General features: G+C 75.1%; 27 protein-coding genes. 15 read left to right on the top strand and 12 right to left on the bottom strand.

Translation table 11 applies throughout. The features are described 5' to 3' along the window. Positions 1-162: 162 nt before the first annotated feature. Positions 163-462 carry a metal-sensitive transcriptional regulator gene (locus GA0070564_RS04740; protein ID WP_046568942.1) on the bottom strand — a complete coding sequence of 100 codons (300 nt, stop codon included), beginning with the start codon at positions 460-462 and terminating at the stop codon, positions 163-165. A 153-nt stretch (positions 463-615) separates the two neighbouring features. On the opposite strand from GA0070564_RS04740, the gene GA0070564_RS04735 reads away from it, so the two are divergent. The 5 genes from GA0070564_RS04735 to GA0070564_RS04715 all read left to right on the top strand — a co-directional run bounded on the left by GA0070564_RS04735 (position 616) and on the right by GA0070564_RS04715 (position 5,163). Next, a complete protein-coding gene (locus tag GA0070564_RS04735; RefSeq protein WP_091602955.1) occupies positions 616-825 on the top strand; it encodes a heavy-metal-associated domain-containing protein in 210 nt (69 codons plus the stop codon). 14 nt (positions 826-839) lie between these two features. Further along, a complete protein-coding gene (locus GA0070564_RS04730; RefSeq protein WP_091602952.1) occupies positions 840-1,808 on the top strand; it encodes a hypothetical protein in 969 nt (322 codons plus the stop codon). A gap of 18 nt (positions 1,809-1,826) precedes the next feature. Beyond that, on the top strand, positions 1,827-4,094 hold the full coding sequence (locus GA0070564_RS04725) for a heavy metal translocating P-type ATPase (RefSeq protein WP_091602949.1): 2,268 nt from the start codon (positions 1,827-1,829) through the stop codon (positions 4,092-4,094). Positions 4,095-4,178: 84 nt separating this feature from the next. Then, positions 4,179-4,352 carry a CsbD family protein gene (locus tag GA0070564_RS04720; RefSeq protein ID WP_091602947.1) on the top strand — a complete coding sequence of 58 codons (174 nt, stop codon included), beginning with the start codon at positions 4,179-4,181 and terminating at the stop codon, positions 4,350-4,352. Positions 4,353-4,650: 298 nt separating this feature from the next. Further along, positions 4,651-5,163, top strand: a complete 513-nt coding sequence (locus tag GA0070564_RS04715) for a hypothetical protein (RefSeq protein ID WP_091602944.1) — start codon at positions 4,651-4,653, stop codon at positions 5,161-5,163. 2 nt (positions 5,164-5,165) lie between these two features. Here the strand turns inward: GA0070564_RS04715 and GA0070564_RS04710 are convergent, their stop codons facing one another. From GA0070564_RS04710 to GA0070564_RS04695, 4 genes are all read right to left on the bottom strand, one after another. Then, positions 5,166-5,783, bottom strand: coding sequence for a dihydrofolate reductase family protein (locus GA0070564_RS04710; RefSeq protein ID WP_091602941.1), 618 nt, complete (start codon positions 5,781-5,783; stop codon positions 5,166-5,168). Between the two features lie 29 nt (positions 5,784-5,812). Further along, positions 5,813-7,060 carry an RNA polymerase sigma factor gene (locus GA0070564_RS04705; RefSeq protein ID WP_091602938.1) on the bottom strand — a complete coding sequence of 416 codons (1,248 nt, stop codon included), beginning with the start codon at positions 7,058-7,060 and terminating at the stop codon, positions 5,813-5,815. Further along, positions 7,057-7,416 carry a YciI family protein gene (locus GA0070564_RS04700; RefSeq protein WP_245669845.1) on the bottom strand — a complete coding sequence of 120 codons (360 nt, stop codon included), beginning with the start codon at positions 7,414-7,416 and terminating at the stop codon, positions 7,057-7,059. The genes GA0070564_RS04705 and GA0070564_RS04700 overlap by 4 nt, the downstream gene beginning before the upstream one ends. A 143-nt stretch (positions 7,417-7,559) precedes the next feature. Then, on the bottom strand, positions 7,560-8,765 hold the full coding sequence (locus GA0070564_RS04695; protein WP_091602932.1) for a DUF2786 domain-containing protein: 1,206 nt from the start codon (positions 8,763-8,765) through the stop codon (positions 7,560-7,562). A gap of 174 nt (positions 8,766-8,939) precedes the next feature. Between GA0070564_RS04695 and GA0070564_RS04690 the strand changes: the two genes are divergently transcribed. The 3 genes from GA0070564_RS04690 to GA0070564_RS04680 all read left to right on the top strand — a co-directional run bounded on the left by GA0070564_RS04690 (position 8,940) and on the right by GA0070564_RS04680 (position 11,414). Then, positions 8,940-9,605, top strand: a complete 666-nt coding sequence (locus tag GA0070564_RS04690) for a response regulator transcription factor (RefSeq protein ID WP_091602929.1) — start codon at positions 8,940-8,942, stop codon at positions 9,603-9,605. A 13-nt stretch (positions 9,606-9,618) separates the two neighbouring features. Further along, positions 9,619-10,812, top strand: coding sequence for a sensor histidine kinase (locus GA0070564_RS04685; RefSeq protein WP_091602926.1), 1,194 nt, complete (start codon positions 9,619-9,621; stop codon positions 10,810-10,812). Positions 10,813-10,919: 107 nt separating this feature from the next. Then, complete coding sequence (locus GA0070564_RS04680) at positions 10,920-11,414, top strand: DUF2231 domain-containing protein (protein WP_141714699.1); 495 nt, start codon at positions 10,920-10,922, stop codon at positions 11,412-11,414. A 91-nt stretch (positions 11,415-11,505) separates the two neighbouring features. Here the strand turns inward: GA0070564_RS04680 and GA0070564_RS04675 are convergent, their stop codons facing one another. From GA0070564_RS04675 to GA0070564_RS04655, 5 genes are all read right to left on the bottom strand, one after another. Beyond that, on the bottom strand, positions 11,506-11,937 hold the full coding sequence (locus tag GA0070564_RS04675) for an ATP-binding protein (protein WP_091602920.1): 432 nt from the start codon (positions 11,935-11,937) through the stop codon (positions 11,506-11,508). Positions 11,938-11,995: 58 nt separating this feature from the next. Then, entirely contained in the window at positions 11,996-13,063 is a 1,068-nt protein-coding gene (locus GA0070564_RS04670; RefSeq protein ID WP_091604563.1) for an ABC transporter ATP-binding protein, read from the bottom strand. A 116-nt stretch (positions 13,064-13,179) separates the two neighbouring features. Further along, positions 13,180-13,950, bottom strand: coding sequence for an ABC transporter permease (locus GA0070564_RS04665; RefSeq protein WP_091604560.1), 771 nt, complete (start codon positions 13,948-13,950; stop codon positions 13,180-13,182). An 89-nt stretch (positions 13,951-14,039) separates the two neighbouring features. Further along, positions 14,040-14,816 carry a molybdate ABC transporter substrate-binding protein gene (modA, locus tag GA0070564_RS04660; protein ID WP_091602917.1) on the bottom strand — a complete coding sequence of 259 codons (777 nt, stop codon included), beginning with the start codon at positions 14,814-14,816 and terminating at the stop codon, positions 14,040-14,042. Then, positions 14,816-15,226, bottom strand: coding sequence for a TOBE domain-containing protein (locus tag GA0070564_RS04655; protein ID WP_091602914.1), 411 nt, complete (start codon positions 15,224-15,226; stop codon positions 14,816-14,818). Before GA0070564_RS04655 ends, modA begins: the two co-directional genes overlap by 1 nt. Positions 15,227-15,405: 179 nt before the next feature. Between GA0070564_RS04655 and GA0070564_RS29180 the strand changes: the two genes are divergently transcribed. From GA0070564_RS29180 to GA0070564_RS04640, 4 genes are all read left to right on the top strand, one after another. Next, the gene (locus GA0070564_RS29180) at positions 15,406-15,546 is read left to right on the top strand and encodes a hypothetical protein (RefSeq protein WP_176730542.1); all 141 of its coding nucleotides are present in this window, start codon (positions 15,406-15,408) and stop codon (positions 15,544-15,546) included. Between the two features lie 110 nt (positions 15,547-15,656). Beyond that, positions 15,657-17,051, top strand: a complete 1,395-nt coding sequence (gene leuC / locus GA0070564_RS04650; RefSeq protein WP_091602911.1) for a 3-isopropylmalate dehydratase large subunit — start codon at positions 15,657-15,659, stop codon at positions 17,049-17,051. Between the two features lie 13 nt (positions 17,052-17,064). Then, positions 17,065-17,703, top strand: coding sequence for a 3-isopropylmalate dehydratase small subunit (leuD, locus tag GA0070564_RS04645; protein WP_091602908.1), 639 nt, complete (start codon positions 17,065-17,067; stop codon positions 17,701-17,703). A 73-nt stretch (positions 17,704-17,776) separates the two neighbouring features. Continuing rightward, positions 17,777-18,559 carry an L-threonylcarbamoyladenylate synthase gene (locus GA0070564_RS04640; protein ID WP_091602905.1) on the top strand — a complete coding sequence of 261 codons (783 nt, stop codon included), beginning with the start codon at positions 17,777-17,779 and terminating at the stop codon, positions 18,557-18,559. A 75-nt stretch (positions 18,560-18,634) separates the two neighbouring features. Here GA0070564_RS04640 and GA0070564_RS04635 read toward each other — a convergent pair whose 3' ends face one another. Then, positions 18,635-19,378, bottom strand: coding sequence for an SAM-dependent methyltransferase (locus GA0070564_RS04635; protein WP_091602902.1), 744 nt, complete (start codon positions 19,376-19,378; stop codon positions 18,635-18,637). A 286-nt stretch (positions 19,379-19,664) separates the two neighbouring features. Here GA0070564_RS04635 and GA0070564_RS04630 point away from each other — a divergent pair, with 286 nt between their 5' ends. Together GA0070564_RS04630 and GA0070564_RS04625 are read left to right on the top strand one after the other, a co-directional pair. Further along, entirely contained in the window at positions 19,665-20,702 is a 1,038-nt protein-coding gene (locus GA0070564_RS04630) for an extracellular catalytic domain type 2 short-chain-length polyhydroxyalkanoate depolymerase (RefSeq protein WP_091602899.1), read from the top strand. Positions 20,703-20,766: 64 nt separating this feature from the next. Then, entirely contained in the window at positions 20,767-21,036 is a 270-nt protein-coding gene (locus GA0070564_RS04625; protein WP_091604558.1) for a metal-sensitive transcriptional regulator, read from the top strand. Positions 21,037-21,147: 111 nt separating this feature from the next. Here the strand turns inward: GA0070564_RS04625 and GA0070564_RS04620 are convergent, their stop codons facing one another. After that, positions 21,148-21,750, bottom strand: coding sequence for a TetR/AcrR family transcriptional regulator (locus GA0070564_RS04620; RefSeq protein ID WP_091602896.1), 603 nt, complete (start codon positions 21,748-21,750; stop codon positions 21,148-21,150). A gap of 70 nt (positions 21,751-21,820) precedes the next feature. On the opposite strand from GA0070564_RS04620, the gene GA0070564_RS04615 reads away from it, so the two are divergent. Beyond that, on the top strand, positions 21,821-22,375 hold the full coding sequence (locus tag GA0070564_RS04615; protein ID WP_091602893.1) for a hypothetical protein: 555 nt from the start codon (positions 21,821-21,823) through the stop codon (positions 22,373-22,375). Positions 22,376-22,413 lie beyond the last annotated feature (38 nt).

Below are 22,413 nucleotides of genomic sequence, written 5' to 3'. Positions count from 1 at the left end.
ATCGGGCCGTTCCACATCATGTGGCCGCCCTCCCGTCCGTGCCCTGGGATCGGTCGGTCCGGCGCCGGGTGGCGCGGGACCCCGTCGCCACCTCGACCGTACGACGAGCCGGCCCGTCCGGGCCGGGTCGGGCGACCCGGTCGACGGGGTCGGAGGTCCCGGTCAGCCGCGCTTCATCAGCCGGCCGACGGCGGCCATCATCTCGGTGGCCATCTCGTCGGCGCGCCCCTCGGCGGCGCCCTCGTGCATGCAGTGCCGCGCGTGCCCGTCGAGCAGGCCCAGGCCGACCTTGTCCAGGGCGGCCTGGATGGCGGAGATCTGGGTGAGCACGTCGATGCAGTAGCGGTCGTCCTCGACCATCTTCTCGATGCCGCGGACCTGGCCCTCGATGCGGCGCAGCCGCGCGAGCAGTTGGTCCTTGCTGGCGGTGTAGCCCCGGGTCGGGGTGGTCGGTGCGGTCATGACGACGAGGATAGCGTACCCCTGAGGGGTATGTTACGGTCCTTCTCGCCGGCTGATACCCCCACCGGGTAACGGTACGGAACACGTGACGGCGATCTCCCGTCCGGCTACCCCTGGGGGGTATAGGATGGGAGCGACGGAAGGGGAGCGACCATGGTCACCACCACGTACCAGGTGCAGGGCATGACCTGCGGGCACTGCGTCAACTCGGTCAGCACGGAGGTCCGCGCGATTCCGGGCGTCGACGACGTCCAGGTCGACCTGGCCTCCGGCCGGGTCACCGTCACCAGCGATCAGCCGGTGGACCCGGAGGCCGTCCGCGCCGCCGTCGACGAGGCCGGGTACGACCTCGTCGGGGCGTGACGGGAGACGCCACGATGAACACGGCGACGAAGCTGAGCGGCTTCGCCCTCGGCCTCGCGGCGATGTTCGGCGCGGCGTACGGGGTCGGTCACCTGACCGGCCCCGTCACCACCGCCGCCGAGACCCGCCAGGATCCCGCCACCGGCCACGACGCCGGCGGCCACGACACCGGTGCCGGCCCGGAGTCGACCGACGACGAGCGGTTCCCCGGCGGGCTGCTCGTCTCCGAGCGGGGCTACACCCTGCAACCGGTCACCGCGCCGGCCGGCGACTTCGCCTTCCGGATCACCGGCCCCGACGGCCGCCCGGTCACCCGCTACGACGTGGCCCACGACAGGCGCATGCACCTGATCGTCGCCCGGCGCGACCTCTCCGGCTTCCGGCACGTCCACCCCGAGATGTCGACCGACGGCACCTGGCGGGTCGCCTCGCCGCTGGCCGGACCCGGCGCCTGGCGGGCCTTCGCTGACTTCACCCCGATCGGGGCGCGGCCGCTGACCCTCGGCGTCGACGTGACCGTCCCCGGCGCGGTCGAGGCGCGGCCGCTGCCCGCCCCGGCCACCAGCACCACCGTCGACGGCTACACCGTCACGCTGGCCGGCACGCCGGAGCCCGGGCGCACCGGAAAGCTGACGTTCACCGTGCGGCGCGACGGCCGGCCGGTCACCGACCTCCAGCCCCACCTCGGCGCGTACGGCCACCTGGTCGCGCTGCGCCAGGGCGACCTGGCGTACCTGCACGTGCACCCGGAGGGCACGCCCGACGACGGGCGGACCCCCGCCGGACCCGCGGTGACCTTCTCCGCCGAGGTGCCCTCGGCCGGCAGCTACCGCCTCTACCTGGACTTCCGGCACGGCGACGCCGTACACACGGCGGAGTTCACCGTGCTGGCCGGCACCCCGGCCAGCGGTGCGCCGGCCGCCCCCACCACCACACCCACCCCGGAGGCCGGACACGGCGAACCGGGGCACGGGCACAGCTGACACCGAGGAGGTGCCGCGATGGACACCACGGCGAAGTCCCTGCCGGTCGCCGCGAACCGGATCGAGCTGGCCATCGGCGGGATGACCTGCGCCTCCTGCGCCGCCCGGATCGAGAAGAAGCTCAACCGGATGGAAGGCGTGCAGGCCACCGTCAACTACGCCACCGAGAAGGCCACCGTCTCGTACGCCGACCAGGTCACCCCGGACGACCTGATCGCCACGGTGGAGAAGACCGGCTACACGGCCGTGCTGCCGCCCCCGCCCACCCCGGCCGGGACCGAACCGGCCGGCGAGCCGGTGGACGAGCTGCGCGGCCTGCGTAACCGGCTCTGGACGTCGGTGGCGCTGAGCGTGCCGGTGGTCCTGCTGGCCATGGTGCCGGCCTGGCAGTTCACCTACTGGCAGTGGCTGTCGCTGACGCTGGCCGCCCCGGTGGTGGTCTACGGCGGGTTGCCGTTCCACCGGGCCGCCTGGATCAACCTGCGGCACGGCGCGGCCACCATGGACACCCTGGTCTCACTCGGCACCCTCGCCGCCTTCGGCTGGTCGCTCTGGGCGCTCTTCCTCGGCGACGCCGGGATGCCCGGGATGACCCACCCGTTCAGCCTCGACATCGTCCGGGGCGGCGGCGCCGGCAACATCTACCTGGAGGCCGCCGCCGGGGTGACCACGTTCATCCTGGCCGGACGCTACTTCGAGGCGCGCTCCAAGCGCACCGCCGGCGCGGCCCTGCGGGCCCTGCTGGAGCTCGGCGCCAAGGACGTCGCGGTGCTGCGCGGCGGCGTGGAGACCCGGATCCCGGTCGACCGGTTGGCCGTCGGCGACCGGTTCGTGGTCCGGCCCGGCGAGAAGATCGCCACCGACGGCACGGTCGACGAGGGCACCTCCGCCGTCGACGCCAGCATGCTCACCGGCGAGTCGGTGCCGGTCGAGGTCGGCCCGGGCGACCCGGTGGTCGGCGCCACCGTCAACGCGGGCGGCCGGCTGGTGGTCACCGCCACCCGGGTCGGCGCGGACACCCAGCTCGCCCAGATGGCGAAGCTGGTGGAGGAGGCGCAGACCGGCAAGGCCGCCGTGCAGCGGCTGGCCGACCGGATCTCCGGCGTCTTCGTGCCGATCGTCATCGCGCTGGCCGTCGGCACCCTCGGCTGGTGGCTCGGCGCCGACGCCGGACCGACCGCCGCCTTCACCGCCGCGGTCGCCGTGCTGATCATCGCCTGCCCGTGCGCGCTGGGCCTGGCCACGCCGACCGCGCTGCTGGTCGGCACCGGCCGGGGCGCCCAGCTCGGCATCCTGATCAAGGGACCGGAGGTGCTGGAGTCGACCCGCCAGGTCGACACCGTCGTGCTGGACAAGACCGGCACGGTCACCACCGGCCGGATGACCCTGGTCGACGTGCTCCCCGCGCCCGGCGAGGAGCGGGCCGACCTGCTCCGGCTGGCCGGGGCGCTGGAGGCCGGCTCCGAGCACCCGATCGCCCGGGCGATCGCCGTGGCCGCCGCCGAGGCGGGCGCGCTGCCGCCGGTCACCGGCTTCGCCAACGTCGAGGGGCTCGGCGTCACCGGCACGGTCGACGGGCACGAGGTGGTCGTCGGCCGGCTCCGGCTGCTGCGGGAGCGGGGACTCGACGTACCCGAGGCGGCCGAGCGGGCGGTGACCGACGCGGAGGCCGCCGGCCGGACGGCCGTGCTGGCCGGATGGGACGGTCGGGCCCGCGGCGCCCTCGCGGTCGCCGACGTGGTGAAGCCGACCAGTCGGGCCGCCGTCGCCGGGCTGCGTGCCCTCGGCCTCACCCCGGTGCTGCTCACCGGGGACAACGCCACCGTCGCCCACGCGGTCGCCGCCCAGGTGGGCATCGACCGGGTGATCGCCGGGGTGCTGCCCGCCGACAAGGTGGCCGAGGTCGAACGGCTCCAAGCCGAGGGGCGGACGGTCGCCATGGTCGGCGACGGGATCAACGACGCCGCCGCGCTGGCCCGGGCCGACCTCGGGCTGGCCATGGGCACCGGCACCGACGTGGCGATCGAGGCGTCCGACCTGACCCTGGTCCGGGGCGACCTCACCGCGGCGGTCGACGCCATCCGGCTCTCCCGCCGCACCCTCGCCGTCATCAAGGGCAACCTGTTCTGGGCGTTCGCCTACAACGTGGCCGCCCTGCCGCTGGCCGCCGCCGGGCTGCTCAACCCGATGGTCGCCGGCGCGGCGATGGCCTTCTCGTCGGTCTTCGTGGTGGCCAACAGCCTCCGGCTGCGCCGCTTCCGGAGCGCTGTCGATCACGCTGGGTGATTCGGTAAGACCCGGCTGGTTTCCCGAATCGGACGTCGGGGTACCTCAGGTGCGTTGGACGAATTGCTGACGAGGAGGCTCGACATGGGTTACGACGAGAAGATCGGCAACGCCACCGAGAACACCGCCGGCAAGGTCAAGGAGGGCGTGGGGCGCGCCACCGACAACGAGAGCCTCGAGGCCGAGGGCCGCAACGACCAGGCCAGCGCCAACCTCAAGCAGGCCGGCGAGAAGATCAAGGACGCCTTCAAGAGCTGACCGTACGACCGCAGGACGCCGGACCGACCACTGGTCGGTCCGGCGTCGTGTGCGCGGCCCGACGGCCCCGCCCGACGTCCCGCTCCCGCCCGACGGGCACCCGGCCCACCCGGCTGCGGAGCGTGACCGGGTTACCGTCGTCCGGGCGGCGTTTCCCGCCCGGCGGCCGGCTCGTTGCCTCCGACGACGCCCCGCCGAGACCCTGCGCCAGCGCGGCGGCGGGTGGGGTGAGCGGACCCCGACCCGCGCCGACCCGCGCCGCCCGACCGGGGTGGCCGACGACCGAACGGGGAAGCCGATGACCCGCACCACCGCCACCACCGCCGCCCTCGCCCTGGCGGCGGTCGCCGCCCTCACCGCCGGCTGCCAGGGCGACGACGACCCGGCCGGTACGCCGCAGGCCGCCCCGACCAGCCCCGCCGCCACCGCCACCACGCCCGCCGCGACCACCGAGCCGACCCCCAGCGCCTCCCCGTCCCCGCTGACCGCGGCCAACACCGCCTCGGTCTGCCGGGCCGTCGACGAGCTGATCCTCAAGGGCAGCCGGGAGATCGCCGCCGACTCGGCCGCCGCCACCCGGCAGGAACTCACCCCCGAACAGGTCGAGGCGCAGCTGCGGGAGAACCTCGCCGACCTGGCCGACGACGTACGGCGGCAGGCCGCCCGGGCCGATGATCCGCAGATCCGGGCGCTGGTCGCCGACGCGGCGAAGAAGATCGACGCCGGGGCCGGGTCGAGCGCCCCGGTGAAGTGGCTCAACTCCACCTTCGTGGCCATCCCGCCGCGGCTCGCCCGGGACTGCCGGGCCTGATCTCAGCGCCGGACCCGGTAGGTGACGTGGGTGACCGTCGGCCCGGCCACCACCGACTCCTGCACCAGCCGCACGTCGCCGAGCCCGGCGAAGAGCGGCTCACCGGCGCCCAGCACGATCGGCACCACGTGCAGCTGGAGCGTGTCCAGCAGCCCGGCCGCCAGGAACTGGCGTACCGTCTCCGCCCCGCCGGCCACCGAGACGTTCCGCTCCCCGGCCGCCTCCCGGGCCCGGGCCAGCGCCGCCCGCGGCCCCTCGGTGACGAAGTGGAACTCGGTGCCGCCCTTCATCGGCAACGGCTCGCGCACCTGGTGGGTCAGCACGAAGACCGGCACCCCCCAGGGCGGCTCGTCGCCCCACCAGCCCTGCCACTGCGGGTCCCACCGCCCGCCGTCGCCGAACATCCGGCGGCCCATCACGTACGCCCCGACGTCCCGGGTCATCTCCTCGACCACCGCGACGTCGACCGCCCGGGGGTCCCCCTCCGGCAGCTCGGAGAGGCCGAAGAACCACTCGTGCAGGCGCAGCCCGCCCCGGCCCAGCGGGTCCCGCCGGCTCTGCTCCGGCCCGGCCACGTACCCGTCCAGCGACACGGAGATCTGACAGCTCAGGTTTCCCATCCCGGGTGGACTCCCGTCGGCCGGCGAACTCATCGGTCCCCGCCCGCCCGGGCCGCCCGCAACTCCAGATAGCGCCGCTCCGCGACGCTGGTGGTGCCCCGCGCCGCCGCCAGGTACGCCGCCCGCGCCGCCGGCCGGTCCCCGGCCAGCTCCAGCAGGTGCCCCCGGACGGCGGCCAGCCGGTGGTGCCCGGCGGTCCGCTCGTCACCGGCCAGCGGCGCCAGCAGGGCCAGTCCGGCCTCCGGTCCGTCCACCATGGCCACCGCCACCGCCCGGTTCAGGTCGACGATCGGGCTCGGTGCCACGGCGGCGAGCACCCCGTACAGCGCCACGACCTGCGGCCAGTCGGTCTCCGCCGCCGACGGCGCCTCCGCGTGCACCGCCGCGATCGCCGCCTGCACCTGGTACGGCCCGGGCGCCGACCAGGTCAGCGCCTCGGTCACCAGCGCCACCCCCTCGGCGATCGCCGCCCGGTCCCAGCGGCCGCGGTCCTGCTCGGCCAGCGGCACCAGCTCACCGGCCGGCCCGGTCCGGGCCGGCCGGTGCGCGTCGGTGAGCAGCATCAGCGCCAGCAGCCCGGTCACCTCGCCGTCGTCGGGCAGCAGCCGGTGCAGCTCCCGGGTCAGCCGGATCGCCTCCGCGGTCAGCTCGGTCCGGTGCAGGTCCGGGCCGCTGGAGGCGGTGTACCCCTCGTTGAAGATCAGATAGAGCACCTGGCGGACCGCCCGCAGCCGCTCGTCCCGCTCGGCCGGCGCGGGCAGCGTGAACCGGGCCCCGGCCGCCTCGATCCGCTGCTTGGCCCGGCGGATCCGCTGGCTCATCGTCGGCTCCGGCAGCAGGTGGGCGCGGGCGATCTCGGCGGTGCTCAGCCCGCCCACCGCGCGCAGCGTCAACGCCACCTGCGCGGGCCGGTTCAGGGCCGGATGACAGCAGAGGAAGAGCAGCCGCAGGGTGTCGTCGTCGGCAGGCGCCACCTCGTCCGGCGGCGGGGCGAGCGCCGCGTACGCCGGCTCCCGGACCGCCACCGCGACCTCCCGCTCCCGGCGGGCCCGCTCGCTGCGCCACTCGTCGGTCAGCCGCCGCCCCGCCACCGTCAACAGCCAGCCGCGGGGATGCTCCGGCACCCCCTCGGCCGGCCACCGGGTGGCGGCGGCCAGCAGCGCCTCCTGCACCGCGTCCTCGCAGGCGTGGAACTGGCCGTGCCGGCGGACGAGGATGCCGAGGACCTGCGGCGCGAGACCGCGCAGCAGCTCCTCGACCGCCCCGGGTCCGCTCACATCTCCGTCCCGCCGTCACCCATCACCGGCCGCACCTCCAGCACGCCCAGGCCGCGTCGCACGTCCGGCCAGCCGGCCGCGATCTCGGCGGCCCGCTCCGGGCTGTCGCAGTCGACCGTCAGGTAGCCGGCGAACTGCTCCTTGCTCTCCAGGAACGGTCCGTCGGTGATCTCCGCCCGGTCACCGGCGAGCCGGACCGTCCGGGTCTGCGACGGGTCGGCCAGCGCCTGGCCACCGACCAGCTCACCGGAGGCGGTCAGCTCCTTCATGATCTCGTCGACCGCACCGAAGATCTCGTTGCGTTCCTGCTCGGTGAGCGCCTCGACGAAGCCGGGACGGTTCCAGATCAGCAGCATGTACTTCACGGCGGGACTCCTCGACTGACCGGGCCACGTGGTCGTGGCGCCTCTCGGTACGGGGTCGGAGCCGACCCGACGGATCCGACAACCCGAGGCGGAGGAAATCACGATCCGGCCGTCGAGCGGGCGCGCCGGGCCGGTCAGCGGCCGCGTACCTGCCGGGCGGGCGGGCCGGGACGCAGCGAGGCGCGGTCGGCGGCGGAGGTGCCCGAGGACCAGCCGTCGGCGTCCCGGACGGTCAACCGGGCCCGGGTCACCCCCGGGAAGAGGGTGTCCAGCCGCTCCTTCACCGCGCCCGTACGGGCGGCCAGCACCGGCAGCAGCCGGTCGTCGCCGTCGGCGGCCGCCGCCCGGTCGACCGCCTCGGCGGACTCCCGCAGCCGCTCGCCGATCCGCAGGGCGAAGGCGTTCAGGAAGCTCTCGTCGTACGCCTTGGTGCGGCGGCTGCCCGACGGCCGCCGTTCGGCCCGGCCGCGCAGCATCGCCGCGGTGGCCTGCACCAGCAGCGAGGTGTAGAGCAGCTCCACCGCGGCCAGGTCGGTGGGGAACCCGAGCACGGTGGCGAAGCCCAGGTCGTCGGACCAGACCGACTCGCACCGGTTCGCCGCCGCCACCTCCTGCACCAGCAGGGCCTTCGCCCCCGGGTACGGCGCCTCGGTGCCGAGCCGGACCCCGCCCGGCCGGTCGGGGCGTTCGGCGGTGGCGTCCAGCAGCGCCACGTCGATGCTGTGCCGGGCCATCAGCTCCTGCGCCTTGCCGGTCAGCGCCTCCGCCTCGGCCGGGAACGTCGTCGACTCGGCCTTGGCCAGCAGCGCGCGTACCCGGTCCAGCATGGGCGACCCGGAGGAGCGGGCGGTGTCCCGGGTGGCGGTGGCCGGGCCGCCGGGCGGCGGGCGCAGCACCGCGATCGGCGGCAACGACTCCACCAGCACCAGGACGTCGACGGCGTCGCGCAGGGCGCTGATCCGGTCGACGCCCTGCCGGCCGGCCCACCGCTCCAGCCAGCCGCCGTCGCCGTCCCACCGGCCGTCGAGGGCGGCCAGCTGCTCGTCGAACCAGGCCGGCACCGCCCCGGTCAGCTCGGCCCGCTGGGCGACGGCCAGGTCGGCGACCAGCCGGGCCGCGCGCGGGTCCAGCCGCCGGCCGGTGATCCGGGCCAGGTCCACCGGCTGCCAGCCCCGCGACCAGAGCCCGCCGACCCGGCGGGCCAGCCGGGCGCGCAGCGCCGCCGCCACCGCGTCGGGCGCGCCGACCACCAGCCGGTCCAGGGCCCGCTCCGCCCGGCGTACGTCGGTGCCGCGGGCAGCCGCGACGGCCTCGCTGATCAGGTCGTCGGCGTCGGTCACGGACTGCTCCCCGGTGCTCCTCGGCCGGCCCGGCGGCCGGTCGTCCGGGCGGAACGGTACCGCCGCCGGCCCCCGGCGCAGCGGCGTCCGGGGCGCGTACCGCCCGGGAGGTGGCGCAACTCTCCCCGCGGTCGGTGGCCCGGGGCCGGTCGGGGCGGGGTGAATACTGGGCCGATGGAGAGCACCCGGCCCCGCCTGCTGCTGGTCGAGGACGACCGCGAGCTGACCGGGCTGCTCGCCGACCTGCTCACCGAGGAGGGGTACGACGTCGACGTCGCCCCCGACGGGCACCGCGGCCTGCACCACGCGCTGACCCGCGACTACCAGGTGATGGTGGTGGACCGGGGGCTGCCCGCCCTGGACGGGCTGGAGCTGGTGGCCCGGCTGCGCGGGCGCGGGGTGGCCTGCCCGGTGCTGCTGCTCACCGCCCGCGGCTCGGTCGCCGACCGGGTCGACGGGCTGGACGCCGGCGCGGAGGACTACCTGGTCAAGCCCTTCGAGGTGGCCGAGCTGCTGGCCCGGCTGCGGGCGCTGCTCCGCCGGCACCCGGAGGCCGCCGGCTGGCTGCCGGTCGGGCGGCGCCGGCTGGACGTGGCGAACCGGCGGGTGGTCGAAGGGACGGCCGAGTTCCCGCTCTCGGCCCGCGAGTTCGCCGTGCTGCACGCCCTGGCCGGCCGCCCCAGCAAGGTCTTCACCCGGGCCGAGCTGCTCAGCGCCGCCTTCGGCCGGGCCGACGCACCGGGCACCGTCGACGCCTGCGTCCACCACCTGCGCCGCAAGCTCGGCCGGGACGTGGTGCGTACGGTGCACGGGCTCGGCTACCGGCTCGGCGGGCAGTGAGGACGGGCGGGACGTGGACGAGGGCCGGCTGACCCGCGCCCGCCGGCGCAGCGTCTGGCAGACGGCCGCCGCTATCGGGGCGGTGCTGCTGCTGGCCGGTGGGCTGATGTTCGCCCTCACCGTGCGGGAGCAGTCCCGGACGCTCGACGCGCAGCTGCGGCAGGTCCTGGTGCAGGCCGAGGACGTGGACGACCCGCCGCCCGGGCAGTACCTCGCCCGCTGGCCGGCCGGTGGGTCCGGCCCGGCCGAGGTCACCCCGGCTGCCTCGCCGGAGCTGGTCCGGGTGCTCGGCGACGCGGCCGGGCGGCGGGACGGCCGGTTCGAGGCCGACGCGGGCGACGACCACCCGGTCCGGGTGCTGGTCGACCGGCGGGGCGACGGCAGCCGCTGGGCCGTGGCGGCCGACCTGCGTCCGCTGGGCGACGAGCGCCGGCGGCTGGCCGGTGCGCTGCTGCTGGCGGAGCTGGCCGGACTGGCCGGCGCGCTGGTGGCGGCCACCCTGCTGGCCCGGCGCGCGGTGGCGCCCCTGGCCACCGCGCTGACCCTGCAACGCCGGTTCGTCGCGGACGCCTCGCACGAGCTGCGCACCCCGCTGACCGTCCTGCACACCCGGGCCCAGCTGCTCGCCCGGCGGGCCCGCCGGCGGCCGGCGGCCGAACTCGCCGACGACCTGGACCGGCTGGTCGCGGACACCCGGGTGCTCGGCGAGGTGGTGGAGGACCTGCTGGTCTCGGCCGCCGCCGAGCAGCAGCCGCTGCCGGAGACGGTGGTGGACCTGGCCGAGCTGGCCCGCGCGGTGGTGGCCAGCATGGCGCCGTACGCCGCGCAGCGGCAGGTCGAGCTGAGCGTCGGGGCCGACCCCACGGCCCCGGTACGCGGGGCGGCCACCGCGCTGCGGCGGGCGCTGACCGCGCTGGTCGACAACGCCGTCGGTCACGTGCCACCCGGCGGCTCGGTACGGGTGTCGGTGACCCGGGACGACGGCCGGGTGCTCGCCCGGGTGGCCGACGACGGGGTGGGCCTCGATCCGGCCGACGCGGACCGGCTCTTCGCCCGGTTCGCCCATGGCGAGGGTGGCGCGGGGCGACGGTTCGGGCTCGGCCTGGCGCTGGTGCAGCACGTGGCGAGCGCGCACCGGGGCACGGTGGAGGTGGCCGGGGCGCCCGGCGATGGGGCCACCTTCACCCTGGTGCTGCCGGCCGCCTGAGCAGGTCGGCCGGGGGCGGGCGGGAACTGCCCGGGCCGGGCGGGCAAGGAATTCGCAAGAAACGGCGGCCAGGGTGGGACCGACAACCACCCGACCGAGGAGTGACCGTGCCCGACACCGTCAACGGACTGCCCGTGCACCCGCTCGTGGTGCACGCCGTCGTCGTCCTGCTGCCGCTCGCCGCGTTGGGCGTACTGGCCCTCGGCCTTCGGCCGGCCTGGCGGGGCCGCTTCGGCGTGCTGGTGGTGGTGATCGCCGCGCTGGCCACGGCCGCGATCCCGGTGGCCACGCAGAGCGGGGAGAGCCTGGAGCACCGGGTCGGCGACCCGGGCCGGCACGCCGAACTCGGCGACACCCTGCTCTGGTTCGCCCTGCCGCTGCTGGTCGTCGCGGTGGGCCTGGTGCTGCTGCACCGGCGGGCCACCCGCACCGGCACCGACCGGCCGGCGTCCGGCTCGACCGCGCTGAACGTGGTGGCCGCCGTGCTGGCCGTGGTGGTCGCGGCGGCGAACCTGGTGCAGGTCTACCGGGTGGGCGAGTCGGGCGCCAAGGCGGTGTGGGGAGACACCCCGGCGGCCCAGCAGGCCGGCGGCGACGACTGACCGTCGCTCAGCCCGGTTCCAGGTCCTCCTCGACGCAGCCGCCCCGGCGGGCTGGTCCAGCTCGGCCAGCACCCCGGTGATCCCTCTCGATTCAGGCCCCGAGCGGGAACGACGCCCAGATGTGCTTGGTGTCCTCGGTGGCGTACCAGCCCACGTCGAGGGAGAAGGCCCGGGCGAGTTGCAGGCCGCGCCCGCCGGCACCCAGCGGGCGGGTGTCGGCGAGTTCGGGGACCGTGGTCAGGTCGCGGTCGGCCACGTCCAGGATGAAGCACCTGTCGGTGCGCAGCAGCCGGACGGTGGTCGGCGGCAGGCCGTGCACCAGGGCGTTGGTGGCCAGTTCGGTGGCGACCAGGACGACCGATTCCGGGATGTCGTCCAGCTTCGCACCCTCGGCGAGCACCTCTCCGGTCAGCGCCCGGTGCAGGGAGGCGCGCAACGTGCGGAGCTCCGCGGCACTCGTCAGCTCCCAGCGTTGGATCTCGGTGGCCTGCGGCGTCGGCGGCGAGGTGCGGAGCTGTCCCATGATCTCTCTTTTACCCTCGGTAGTCGCCGGCCACACTGACCTGAGGGTGTCCGGGTGGTCACTCTGGGCGCGCCGGTCCCGCCGGGTATGCCCGGGTCTCCGCCGCCTTGACCGCCGCCCAGACCAGCTGGCCGGGGACCAGCCGTAGCTGGGCGGCGGCGGCCGGGGTGACGTCGGCGGCCACCCCGACCGGGCCGTCGAGCTGGATCCGCAGGTTGTCGCCGTGCCGCTGGACGCCCACGATGGTGGCCGGCCAGGTGTTGCGAGGGCTGCCGTCGGGCCGCTGCCGGTGCAGGGCGACCGCCGACGGCGGGAAGGCGACGAAGGCGTCCCCGTCGACCCGGTCGGCGGCGGTCAGGGTCAGCTCCGGGGCGACCCGGACGGTGTGCCCGTCGCCCCGCCCGCGGTGCAGGTTCAGGCCGACCAGATGGGCGACGTAGTCGGTGCGCGGCCGGGCGGTGACGGTGGCGGCGTCGCCCTCCTGCACCACCCGCCCGTCCTCGACGATCACCAGCCGGTCGGCGAGCACCAGCGCGTCGAGCGGGTCGTGGGTGACCAGCAGCGCGGCGTGCCGGTGGGCGGTGAGGTGCCGGTGCAGCTCGGTACGGGTCGCCAGCCGGGTCCGGGCGTCCAGCGCGGCCAGCGGCTCGTCGAGCAGCAGCAGGGTCGGGTCGACGGCGAGCGCCCGGGCCAGCGCCACCCGCTGCGCCTGCCCGCCGGAGAGCTGCCGGGGGCGCTGTCGGGCGTACCCGGCGAGCCCCACCCGGTCGAGCCACTCCTCGGCGCGGGCCCGGGCGGCCCGCCGGTCCAGCCCGTGCCGGCGCGGCCCGAACGCCACGTTGTCCCGGGCGGTGAGGTGCGGGAAGAGCAGGTGGTCCTGGAAGACCACGCCGATCCGGCGCCGCTCCGCCGGGGTGAAGACGCGCCGGTCGGGTCGGTCCAGGTCGACGCCGTCGAGGGTGACGTGGCCGGCGGTGAGCGGGTGCAGCCCGGCGAGCGCCCGCAGCGCGGTGCTCTTGCCGGCGCCGTTCGGCCCGAGCAGCGCGACCACCTCACCGGCGGCGATCCGCAGCCGGACGTCCAGCCGGAAGCCGCGGTGGTCGGCGACCAGGTGGGCGTCGAGCAGCGGCCGGCGAGCGGCGGAGTCCGGCGCCGGTCCGGCCCGCCGGCCGGTCGCGCCTTCGGGCTGGTCGGTGGCGCTCACCGGTTGGCCGGTGGCGCTCACGGGCCGGCCGGTGGCGCTCACGGGCCGGTCACCCAGCGGTCGCGGAGCGCGGCCAGGATGCCGACGGAGACGGTGAGCAGGATCAGGCTCAGCACCACGGCGGACTCCAGGTCGGTCTCCAGGGCCAGGTAGACGGCGAGCGGCATGGTCTGGGTCCGGCCCGGATAGTTGCCGGCGAAGGTGATGGTCGCGCCGAACTCGCCGAGCGCCCGGGCCCAGCAGAGCACCGCGCCGGCGGTCACCCCGGGGGCGACCAGGGGGAGCGTGACGTGGGTGAAGGTGGTCCAGCGGCCGGCGCCCAGGGTGGCGGCGGCCTCCTCGTACCGTCGGTCGGCGCCGCGCAGCGCCCCCTCCACCGCGATGATCAGGAACGGCATCGCCACGAACGCCTCGGCCAGCACCACCCCGGCGGTGCTGAACGGCAGGGTGACGCCGAAGGTGTCGTCCAGCCAGCCGCCGAGCAGCCCCCGGCGGCCGAAGACCAGCAGCAGCGCCACCCCGCCCACCACCGGTGGCAGCACCAGCGGGACGGTGACCAGCGCGCGGACCAGCCGGCGGCCCGGGAACTCGACCCGGGCCAGCAGCCAGGCGAGCGGCACGCCGAGCAGCAGGCAGAGCAGGGTGGCCAGGGTGGCGGTCTGCACCGACAGTCGCAGCGCGGTGAGCACCCCGGGTGCGGTCAGCCGCTGCGGCAGCGTCGTCCAGGGCGCCCGGGCCAGCAGCCCGACCAGCGGCAGGACCAGGAAGAGCAGGCCCAGGCCGGCCGGCACCAACAGGGCCGCCGGCACCCGGCCGGCCGCCGCCCGCCGCCGGGCCGCCCCGCCCCGCTGCGGCCCGGCCGTCGCGGACCCGGTCGGTGCGGCGTCGTGGGTGGCGGTCACGCCGGTGGCGGCTGGAAGCCGGCCTCGGTGAGGACGGCCCGGCCGGCCGGCGACCGGACGTACGCGACGAAGGCCGCCGCCCCGGTCGGGTGGCCGGCGCTCTTCAGCGCGACGATCGGGTAGTCGTTGACCGCCCGCGCGGACTCGGGGAACTCCACCCCGGTCAGCTCCGGGGCGGTCCGGACGTCGGTGCGGTAGACCAGGGCGGCGTCCACCTCGCCCAGCTTCACCTTGGCCAGCGCGCCCTTGACGTCCTGCTCCAGGGTGACCGGTGTGAGGCGTACGCCGGCGGCGTCGAGGGCCTTGCGGGCCGCCTCGCCGCAGGGAACCTGCGGGGCGCAGAGGGCGACCTTGGTGCCCGGCCGGGCCAGGTCCGCCAGGCCGCGTACGCCCTTCGGGTCGCCGGTCGGCACGGCGATCACCAGCTGGTTGCGGGCGAAGACCGCCGGCTCGCCGACGGCGTCCCCGGCGTCGGTGACCGTACGCATCGGGCCGGGCGCGGCGGAGGCGAACACGTCGGCGGGCGCACCCTGGGTGATCTGGGTGGCCAGCGCCGAGCTGCCGGCGAAGTTGAAGGTGACCCGGGTGCCCGGGTGGTCGGCCTCGAAGCGCCGGCCGAGCGCGGTGAACGGCTCGGTGAGCGAGGCGGCGGCGAAGACGGTGACCGGCCCGGTGGTGCCGTCGCCGGGCGGGTCGTCGGCGCTGCCGCAGCCGGTCAGGGTGAGCGCGGCCAGGGCGACCGCCCCGGCCAGCAGCGTGCGTGGGCGCCTCATCAGCCGCTCCTCTGCTGTCCGCCGGCCGCCCGCTCCACCACCACGGTCGTCGACTTGATCACCGCGACGGCCACCGAGCCGACCCGTAGGTCCAGCTCGTCGACCGCCTCCCGGCTCATCAGCGACACCAGCCGGAACGGCCCGGCCTGGATGTCGACCTGCGCCATCACGGTGTCCTTGACGACGGCGGTGACGATGCCGCGCAGCCGGTTGCGGGCCGAGGAGCGTTCGCCGCCCTCCTGGTCGGCCGCGCCGGCCCGGACGAACGCGGCCAGGTCGGCGCCGTCGATCGCCCGGTGTCCGTGGTCGTCGCGGCCGGCGGGGAGGCGCCCGGCGTCGACCCAGCGCCGCACCGTGTCGGCGCTGACGCCGAGGAGTTCGGCGGCCTCGCCGATCCGGAACCCGGGCACCCGCCCACCTTAGCCCTGGTGGCTGCGGCGTGAAAGCACGTACAACCATCGCATCAGCGGCCGCATCTGATGAGGAACCCTGGCAGATGCGGTCACGTCGACTCCGGTGGGCGGGTGTTAACAGGGGGCCCCTGCTATACCGGAGGCGTTAACAGGGGGCCCGTGCTTACCTGCTGGCGGTGCGGGTGCCGGCACCCTCGATGGAGCTGCTGGGCCGGCTCAACTGGTGGCTGCCCGGCTGGCTGGCCCGGGTGCTGCCGGAGGTTCGGCTGGAGGGCGCGGCGGCGCCCCGTCCGGCGGCGGCGGAGCGGGTGGGTTGAGTGGGGCCGGGCCCCATCTCACCTGGTGGTCGGCTTTTGACCCCGGCCTGGGCCTGGGCCAATATTGGTCCAGAATATAGACACCTACTCCACATTGTGAGACGAGGACCGTGGCCGAGAGAACGCTTGTCGAACGCATCTGGGCGGAACACGTCATCGAGGGCACCGGTGAGGAGCTCATCTTCATCGACATGCACCTCGTGCACGAGATCACCTCTCCCCAGGCGTTCGAGGGGCTTCGGGACACTGGCCGGCGGGTCCGCCGGCCGGACCTGACGATCGCCACCGCGGACCACGACGTGCCGACCAGCAGCCGGCAGGTCCCGCTGGCCGACGAGATCGGCCGGCGGCAGCTGATGCTCCAGATCCGCAACTGTCGCGAGTTCGGCGTCGAGCTGCACCCGATGAACAGCCTCGGCCAGGGCATCGTGCACGTCATCGGCCCGCAGATGGGGCTCACCCTGCCGGGCATGACGATCGTCTGCGGCGACAGCCACACCGCCACCCACGGTGCCTTCGGCGCGGTGGCCTTCGGCATCGGCACCAGCCAGGTCGAGCACGTGCTCGCCACCCAGACCCTGCGGATGGCCAAGCCGAAGAGCATGCTGGTCCGGCTGGACGGCACGATCTCCCCGCAGGCCACCGCCAAGGACGTCGCGCTGGCGGTGATCCGGGCGATCGGCACCGACGGCGGCACCGGCCACCTGATCGAGTTCCAGGGGCCGGTCATCGACCGGATGAGCATGGAGGGCCGGATGACCCTCTGCAACATGGCCATCGAGGCCGGCGCCCGCAGCGGCCTGATCGCCCCGGACGAGACCACCTTCGCCTACCTTGAGGGGCGCGAGCGGGCGCCGCAGGGCGCCGACTGGGAGCGGGCCAGGGCGGAGTGGTCGACGTACCGCAGCGCCCCCGACGCGGTCTTCGACACCGTGGTGGAGCTGGACCTGGACGGGTTGGGGCCGCAGGTCACCTGGGGCACCAACCCCGGCCAGACCACCGACATCGACGGTGCGGTGCCCGACCCGGCCGCGCTGGCCGACCCGGTGGCCCGGGAGGCCGCCGTCCGGGCGCTGGACTACATGGGCCTGCGTCCCGGCCAGCGGATCGCCGAGATCCCGATCCGGACGGTCTTCATCGGCTCCTGCACCAACGGCCGGCTGGAGGACCTCCGGGCCGCCGCCGAGGTGGTCAAGGGGCACACGGTGGCCGACGGGATCACCGCCCTGGTGGTGCCCGGCTCGGAGAAGATCAAGCGCCAGGCCGAGGCCGAGGGGCTGCACGAGGTGTTCACCGCCGCCGGCTTCCAGTGGCGCAACCCGGGCTGCTCGATGTGCATCGCGATGAACGGCGACGTGGTCGAGCCCGGCACCCACGCCGCCTCCACCTCCAACCGCAACTTCGAGGGGCGGCAGGGCCCCGGCGCCCGTACCCACCTCGTCTCGCCGCGCAGCGCCGCCGCGACCGCCATCTCCGGCCGCCTCGCCGCCAGCCTGGCCGACTGACAAGGACGTCACCATGGACAAGATCGACAGCATCACCGGCACCGCCGTGCCGATCGACGCCTCCGACGTGGACACCGACCAGATCATCCCCGCGGTGTGGATGAAGCGGGTCGAGCGCACCGGTTTCCAGGACGGCCTCTTCGCCAAGTGGCGCCGCGACCCGGGTTTCGTGCTCAACCAGCCGGAACGCCGGGGCGCGACGATCCTGGTGGCCGGCCCGAACTTCGGCTGCGGCTCGTCCCGCGAGCACGCCCCGTGGGCGCTGCGCGACTACGGCTTCAAGGCGATCATCGCGCCCAGCTTCGCCGACATCTTCCGCAACAACCTGCCGAACATCGGCCTGGTCCCGGTCACCCTGGACGAGGCGTCCTGCCGGAAGGTGATGGCCGCGGTGACGGCGGACGCCGCCACGCCGGTCACGGTCGACCTGGTCGCCCGTACCGTCACCTGTACGGCCGCCGGGGTGGTCGACGTCCCGTTCGTGATCGAGGAGAACGCGCGCTACCGGTTGATCAACGGCAAGGACCTGATCGACCTGGCGCTCGACTTCGACGAGCAGATCCGCCGGCACGAGGAGCGTCGCCCGTTCTGGATGCCCCGCACCAACGGGCAGGTCGAGCCGGCGTTCGAGCTCTCCGGCGTCGAGCAGTAGGCATCCGGTCCCCGGCCTCGACCGCCCCGGCGGGCGGCCGGACGAGCAGAACCAGAAGCGAGGTTGATCCTTCATGACCACCACCGTGACGCGCGTGCAGTGGCCGGGCTCCGCCCCGGACGAGGCCGTGCACGCGCTGGCCGCCGAGGGCGGGCTGGTCGTGGCCGCCACCAAGGTCGGCTACATCCTGATGACCACCGACGGCGCGGGTCTGGAGCGCAAGTTCGACGCCAAGCGGCGGCGGCGCGACAAGCCCGGCGTGGTGCTCTGCGCCGACCTGGCGCAGCTTCAGGAGCTGGCCGTGCTCAACGACGAGATCCTCCGCTTCTACCAGGCCCACTGGGAGCAGGACGTCCTGCTCGGCTGCATCCTGCCCTGGCGGGAGGAGGCCAAGGCGCTGATCCCCGACCCGACCGCCCACGAGCTGGCGATGGACTCCCGGGGCACCAGCTGCTTCGTGATCCGGTTCGGGCGGCCGGCGGAGCAGCTGGTGGAGAAGATGTGGCAGTCGCGGACGCTGACCTTCGCCAGCTCCGCCAACCCGTCCGGGGTGGGCAACAAGGGCCGGGTCGACGGGATCGGCGAGCGGATCGAGCGGGAGGCCGACTTCATCCTCGCCGCCGACGACTACGTCGCCTCGATCCAGCCGGGCAAGGACGAGGGCAGCCGCCACGAGCAGGGCGTGATGGTGTCCATGGTGGACGAGGCCGGTCGGCTCGTACCGGAGCAGCACGGTCAGCGGTCGGTCACCCCGTGTCCCACCCTGATCCGCCGTGGCCTCGACTGCGACCGGATCATGGAGAACCTGGCGGTGGCGTTCCCGTCCTGGGACTACCGGCACGGCCAGTACTACTGATCCCGGACCGACGGCCGGGGCCCCGGGACGCCGCATGTCGCGGCCGCCCGGCCGCCCCGGCCGCGACCGGCCCGGTCAGCGGGGGATCAGGGCGAAGACTCCCCAGCCCAGGTACTCCCGCCGCCGGACGTGACGCAGTGGCTCCCCGGTCAGCTCCCGGCGCAGCTCCCCGGCGAGTTCGTCGCCCGGGTTGGCGTCCAGCCAGCGGCGCAGGTTCAGCCAGTGCGCGGCGGCGTACCGGTCCCAGCTGTCCTGGTCGGCGAGGACCATCTCGACCAGGTCCCAGCCGAGGTCGCCGAAGAGCGTGACCAGGCCGGCCAGGTCGTGGAAGTCCTCCCTGGCGCTCGCGTGGCAGGCGCGGACCGTCTCCTCGTCGGGCGGGTCCAGCCGCCAGTAGGGCTCGCCGACCAGCACCATGCCGCCGGGGCGCAGGGCGCGGGCCAGGATCCCCAGCGTGCCGGGGACACCCCCGCCGATCCAGGTGGCGCCGAGGCAGGCGGCCACGTCGACCGGCCCCTCGGGTACGAAGGCGGCGGCGTCGCCGTGCACGAACCGGACCCGGTCGGCGACCCCGAGTTCGGCGGCCCGGTCCCGGGCGGCGGCGGTGAAGGCGGTGCTGACGTCGACTCCGGTGCCGGCGATCCCGTGGTCGCGGGCCCAGGTGCAGAGCAGTTCGCCCTTGCCACTGCCCAGGTCGAGCAGCGTGTCACCCGGCCGGAGTCTGATCGCCTGGCCGAGGGTGGCCAGCTTGCCGGGGTCGTACGGGTTGAGGATGCGCAGGTCACCCTCGCGGATGACGTGGTGGCGGGGCAGATCCATGGCGGTGTCTCCTGACGGTGGCGCTCGAGCGGGTCGACGGCGGACGCCGGTCGGTACGGACCGGCACGCTCGGCAGCGGCACCAGAACACCCTCTTCGATCTTCGTCGGAGTGACGGCCGTCAGGCTAGGCGAGGGCGTCCGGGGCGGGCAACGGATTTGCGGGGGTGCCCGGGCCACATGACCGCCCTTCCGGGGGTGTCGGTCGGACGGATATCCGCTGTGGTCTATGTCACGTTACCGTCGGCGCACGCCGGTCCCGTCCCGGCCGGCGCGACGGAGGACGCCATGACCACCACGCCGAGAAGGGTCGCCGCCGCCCTGGTCGCGGCCCTGCTCCTGCTCCTGTCGACGGGCGTGCCCGCCAGGGCCGCCACCACCCCGTACACGAAGGCGCCGGTCGCCGGCGCGCTCGGCACCTACCGGATCTCCGGTGTCTACGTCGCCGGGGTCTCCTCCGGCGGCTACCTGGCCACCCAGCTCCAGGTCGCGTACTCGGCGCGGGTCCGGGGCGCGGCGATCTTCGCGGCCGGGCCGTACTACTGCGCCCGGAACACCGTCGCCCAGGCGCTCTACGGCTGTGGCGACAACGTCCATCCGACCTACCTGTCCACCCTGGAGGGCTACACCCGCAGCTGGGCGTCGTACGGCTGGATCGACAGCGCGAGCAACCTCGCCGGCCAGCCGGTCTTCGTCTACCACGGCGGCAGCGACGGCACGGTGAAGAAGTCGGTCACCGACGACCTGGTCCGGTACTACCAGGACTTCGGGGCCAACGTCCGGTACGACAGCGGCAGCGCCGCCGGGCACGCCTGGGTCACCCCGTACGGCACGGTCGGCTGCACCTCGACCGCCTCGCCGTACCTGAACGACTGCGGGACCGACCCGCAGGGCGCCTTCCTCGGCAAGCTGTTCGGTTCGGTCGCGTCGTCGAACACCGGCCCGCTGGGCGGCACGCTCGTCCGGTTCGGTCAGGACGCGTTCGCGGTCAACGGTTGGGCCAACGGCCTGAGCATGGACTCGAGCGGTTTCGCGTACGTGCCGGCGGCCTGCGCCGCGGGGGAGAGCTGCCGGCTGCTGGTGGCCCTGCACGGCTGCGCCCAGGGGTACGCCCGGGTCGGCACCGCCTTCGTCGACCGGGCGAACCTCAACCAGTACGCGGACACCAACCGGATGGTCGTCCTCTATCCGCAGGCGATCTCGACCGGGGTGAACCCGAACGGCTGCTGGGACTGGTGGGGATACCTGGGCGCGACCAACTACCCGATCAAGGGTGGGGCGCAGGTGGAGACCGTGATGAACATGGTGCGGCGGCTGGGCGGCTGAGCGGGTCGCCGCAGGCTGGGTTGCGGCGTACCCCCGTGGGTACGCTGGCCCCAGGAGGTGCGTGGTGAAGCTTCGACCCGAGATGACCGGCGAGGCGCTGACCCGGCTCAAGCGGGCTCGGGGTCAGCTCAACGCGGTGATCGAGATGATGGAGAGCGGTGAGGACTGCCGGGCGACGCTGACCCAGCTGGCCGCGGTCTCCAAGGCCATCGACCGCGCCGGCTTCAAGATCATCGCCTCCGGGATGCGGCACTGCGGCGCCGCGCGGGAGGCCGGTGAGGAGCCGGAGATGACCGAGGCGGAGCTGGAGAAACTCTTCCTCGCCCTCGCCTGACGTGCAAGGAGAGGCCCGTTCCTGACGCCTGCGGCATGGGAAGGGCCCCCTTTCGACACCTCGCGCCCCCGCGCGCCTCGCGCGGCGTGAGGCGGGGCCGCCATGGCCGGTTCAGTCCGGCCGCTCGTGCCGCAGGCCGTCGAGGTGGTCGGCCAGCACCGCGCGGGCCCGCTCCGGCGGCATCAGGTCGGGGTGCAGCAGGGCGTGCAGGGTGAGGCCGTCGAGCAGGGCGTGCAGCCGCGCGGTCTCCAGCGCGGGATCCCGCCCGGGGGCGACCGACCCGTGGGCGGCCAGCGCCCGGACGGCCAGGTCGCTGGCCCGACGGACCCCGTCGTCGGCGCGGCGCATCAGCGTCCCGGCCGCCGGGTCGGTCCGGGTACGCGCGGCCAGCAGCAGCCACACCTCGGCCTCCCGGGCCCGCTGCCGGTCCAGCGGGAGCACCTCCTCCAGCATCTGCCGCACCACCTCGGGGACGGGGCCGGTCCAGGTGCGGGCCTCGAACCGGGCGGTGGCCTGGTCGATGACGTGCTCCATGGCGAAGGCGAGCAGTTCGGTCTGGGTGGTGAAGTAGTGCCGCAGCGCGCCGGGTGACCAGCCCGCCTCGGCGGCGACGCTGCGCACGGTGGCCGCCGCGGCGCCGTCCCGGTAGACGACCCGCCACAGCGCCCCGGCCAGTTCGGCGCGGCGGGCGTCCCGGTCGACGATCTTGGGCACGGGGTTCTCCGTTCGGTGACGGGACGACGGCTGCTACGGTTATCGCACAGCGTACTAAAAAGGGGGACGCATGCTGGTGGGACTGATCGTGGCCTGTGAGGCGGCCTTCTGGGTGCTGCTCCTGGCCGGCCTGGTGGTCCGCTACCCGCTGCGCCGGCCCCGGCTCGGCGGCGCGCTGCTGCTCGCCGTACCCCTGGTCGACCTGGTGCTGCTCGCCGCCACGGTCGCCGACCTGCGCGGCGGCGCCACCGCCACCTTCGCGCACGGCCTGGCCGCCGCGTACCTCGGCTTCTCGGTGGCCTTCGGGCACTCGATGGTGCGCTGGGCCGACGAACGGTTCGCCCACCGGTTCGCCGGCGGCCCACCGCCCCGCCGGGCCCCGCGCTACGGGATGGCCCGCGCCCGGCACGAGTGGCGGGAGTGGGGCAGGGGGATGGCCGGCGCGGCCGTCGCCTGCGCGCTGCTGCTCGCCGCCGTCGTGCTGGTCGGCGACCCGGAGCGGACCCGGGAGCTTGAGGCCTGGATCGGTCGGCTCGGCGTGGTGATGGCCGGGTGGCTGATCTTCTGGCCGGTCGCCTACACCGTCTTCCCGAAGCGGGCGCCGCGCGACACGATCATCGGCTGACCCCGCCCGGCCCACGACCGGGAACGGTGCCCCGGTGC

This window comes from Micromonospora mirobrigensis, from assembly GCF_900091555.1.
Taxonomy (GTDB): Bacteria; Actinomycetota; Actinomycetes; order Mycobacteriales; family Micromonosporaceae; genus Micromonospora; species Micromonospora mirobrigensis.
Note: the sequence above shows the minus strand (reverse complement) of the source record. Positions and strands in the feature narration are given on the sequence as shown.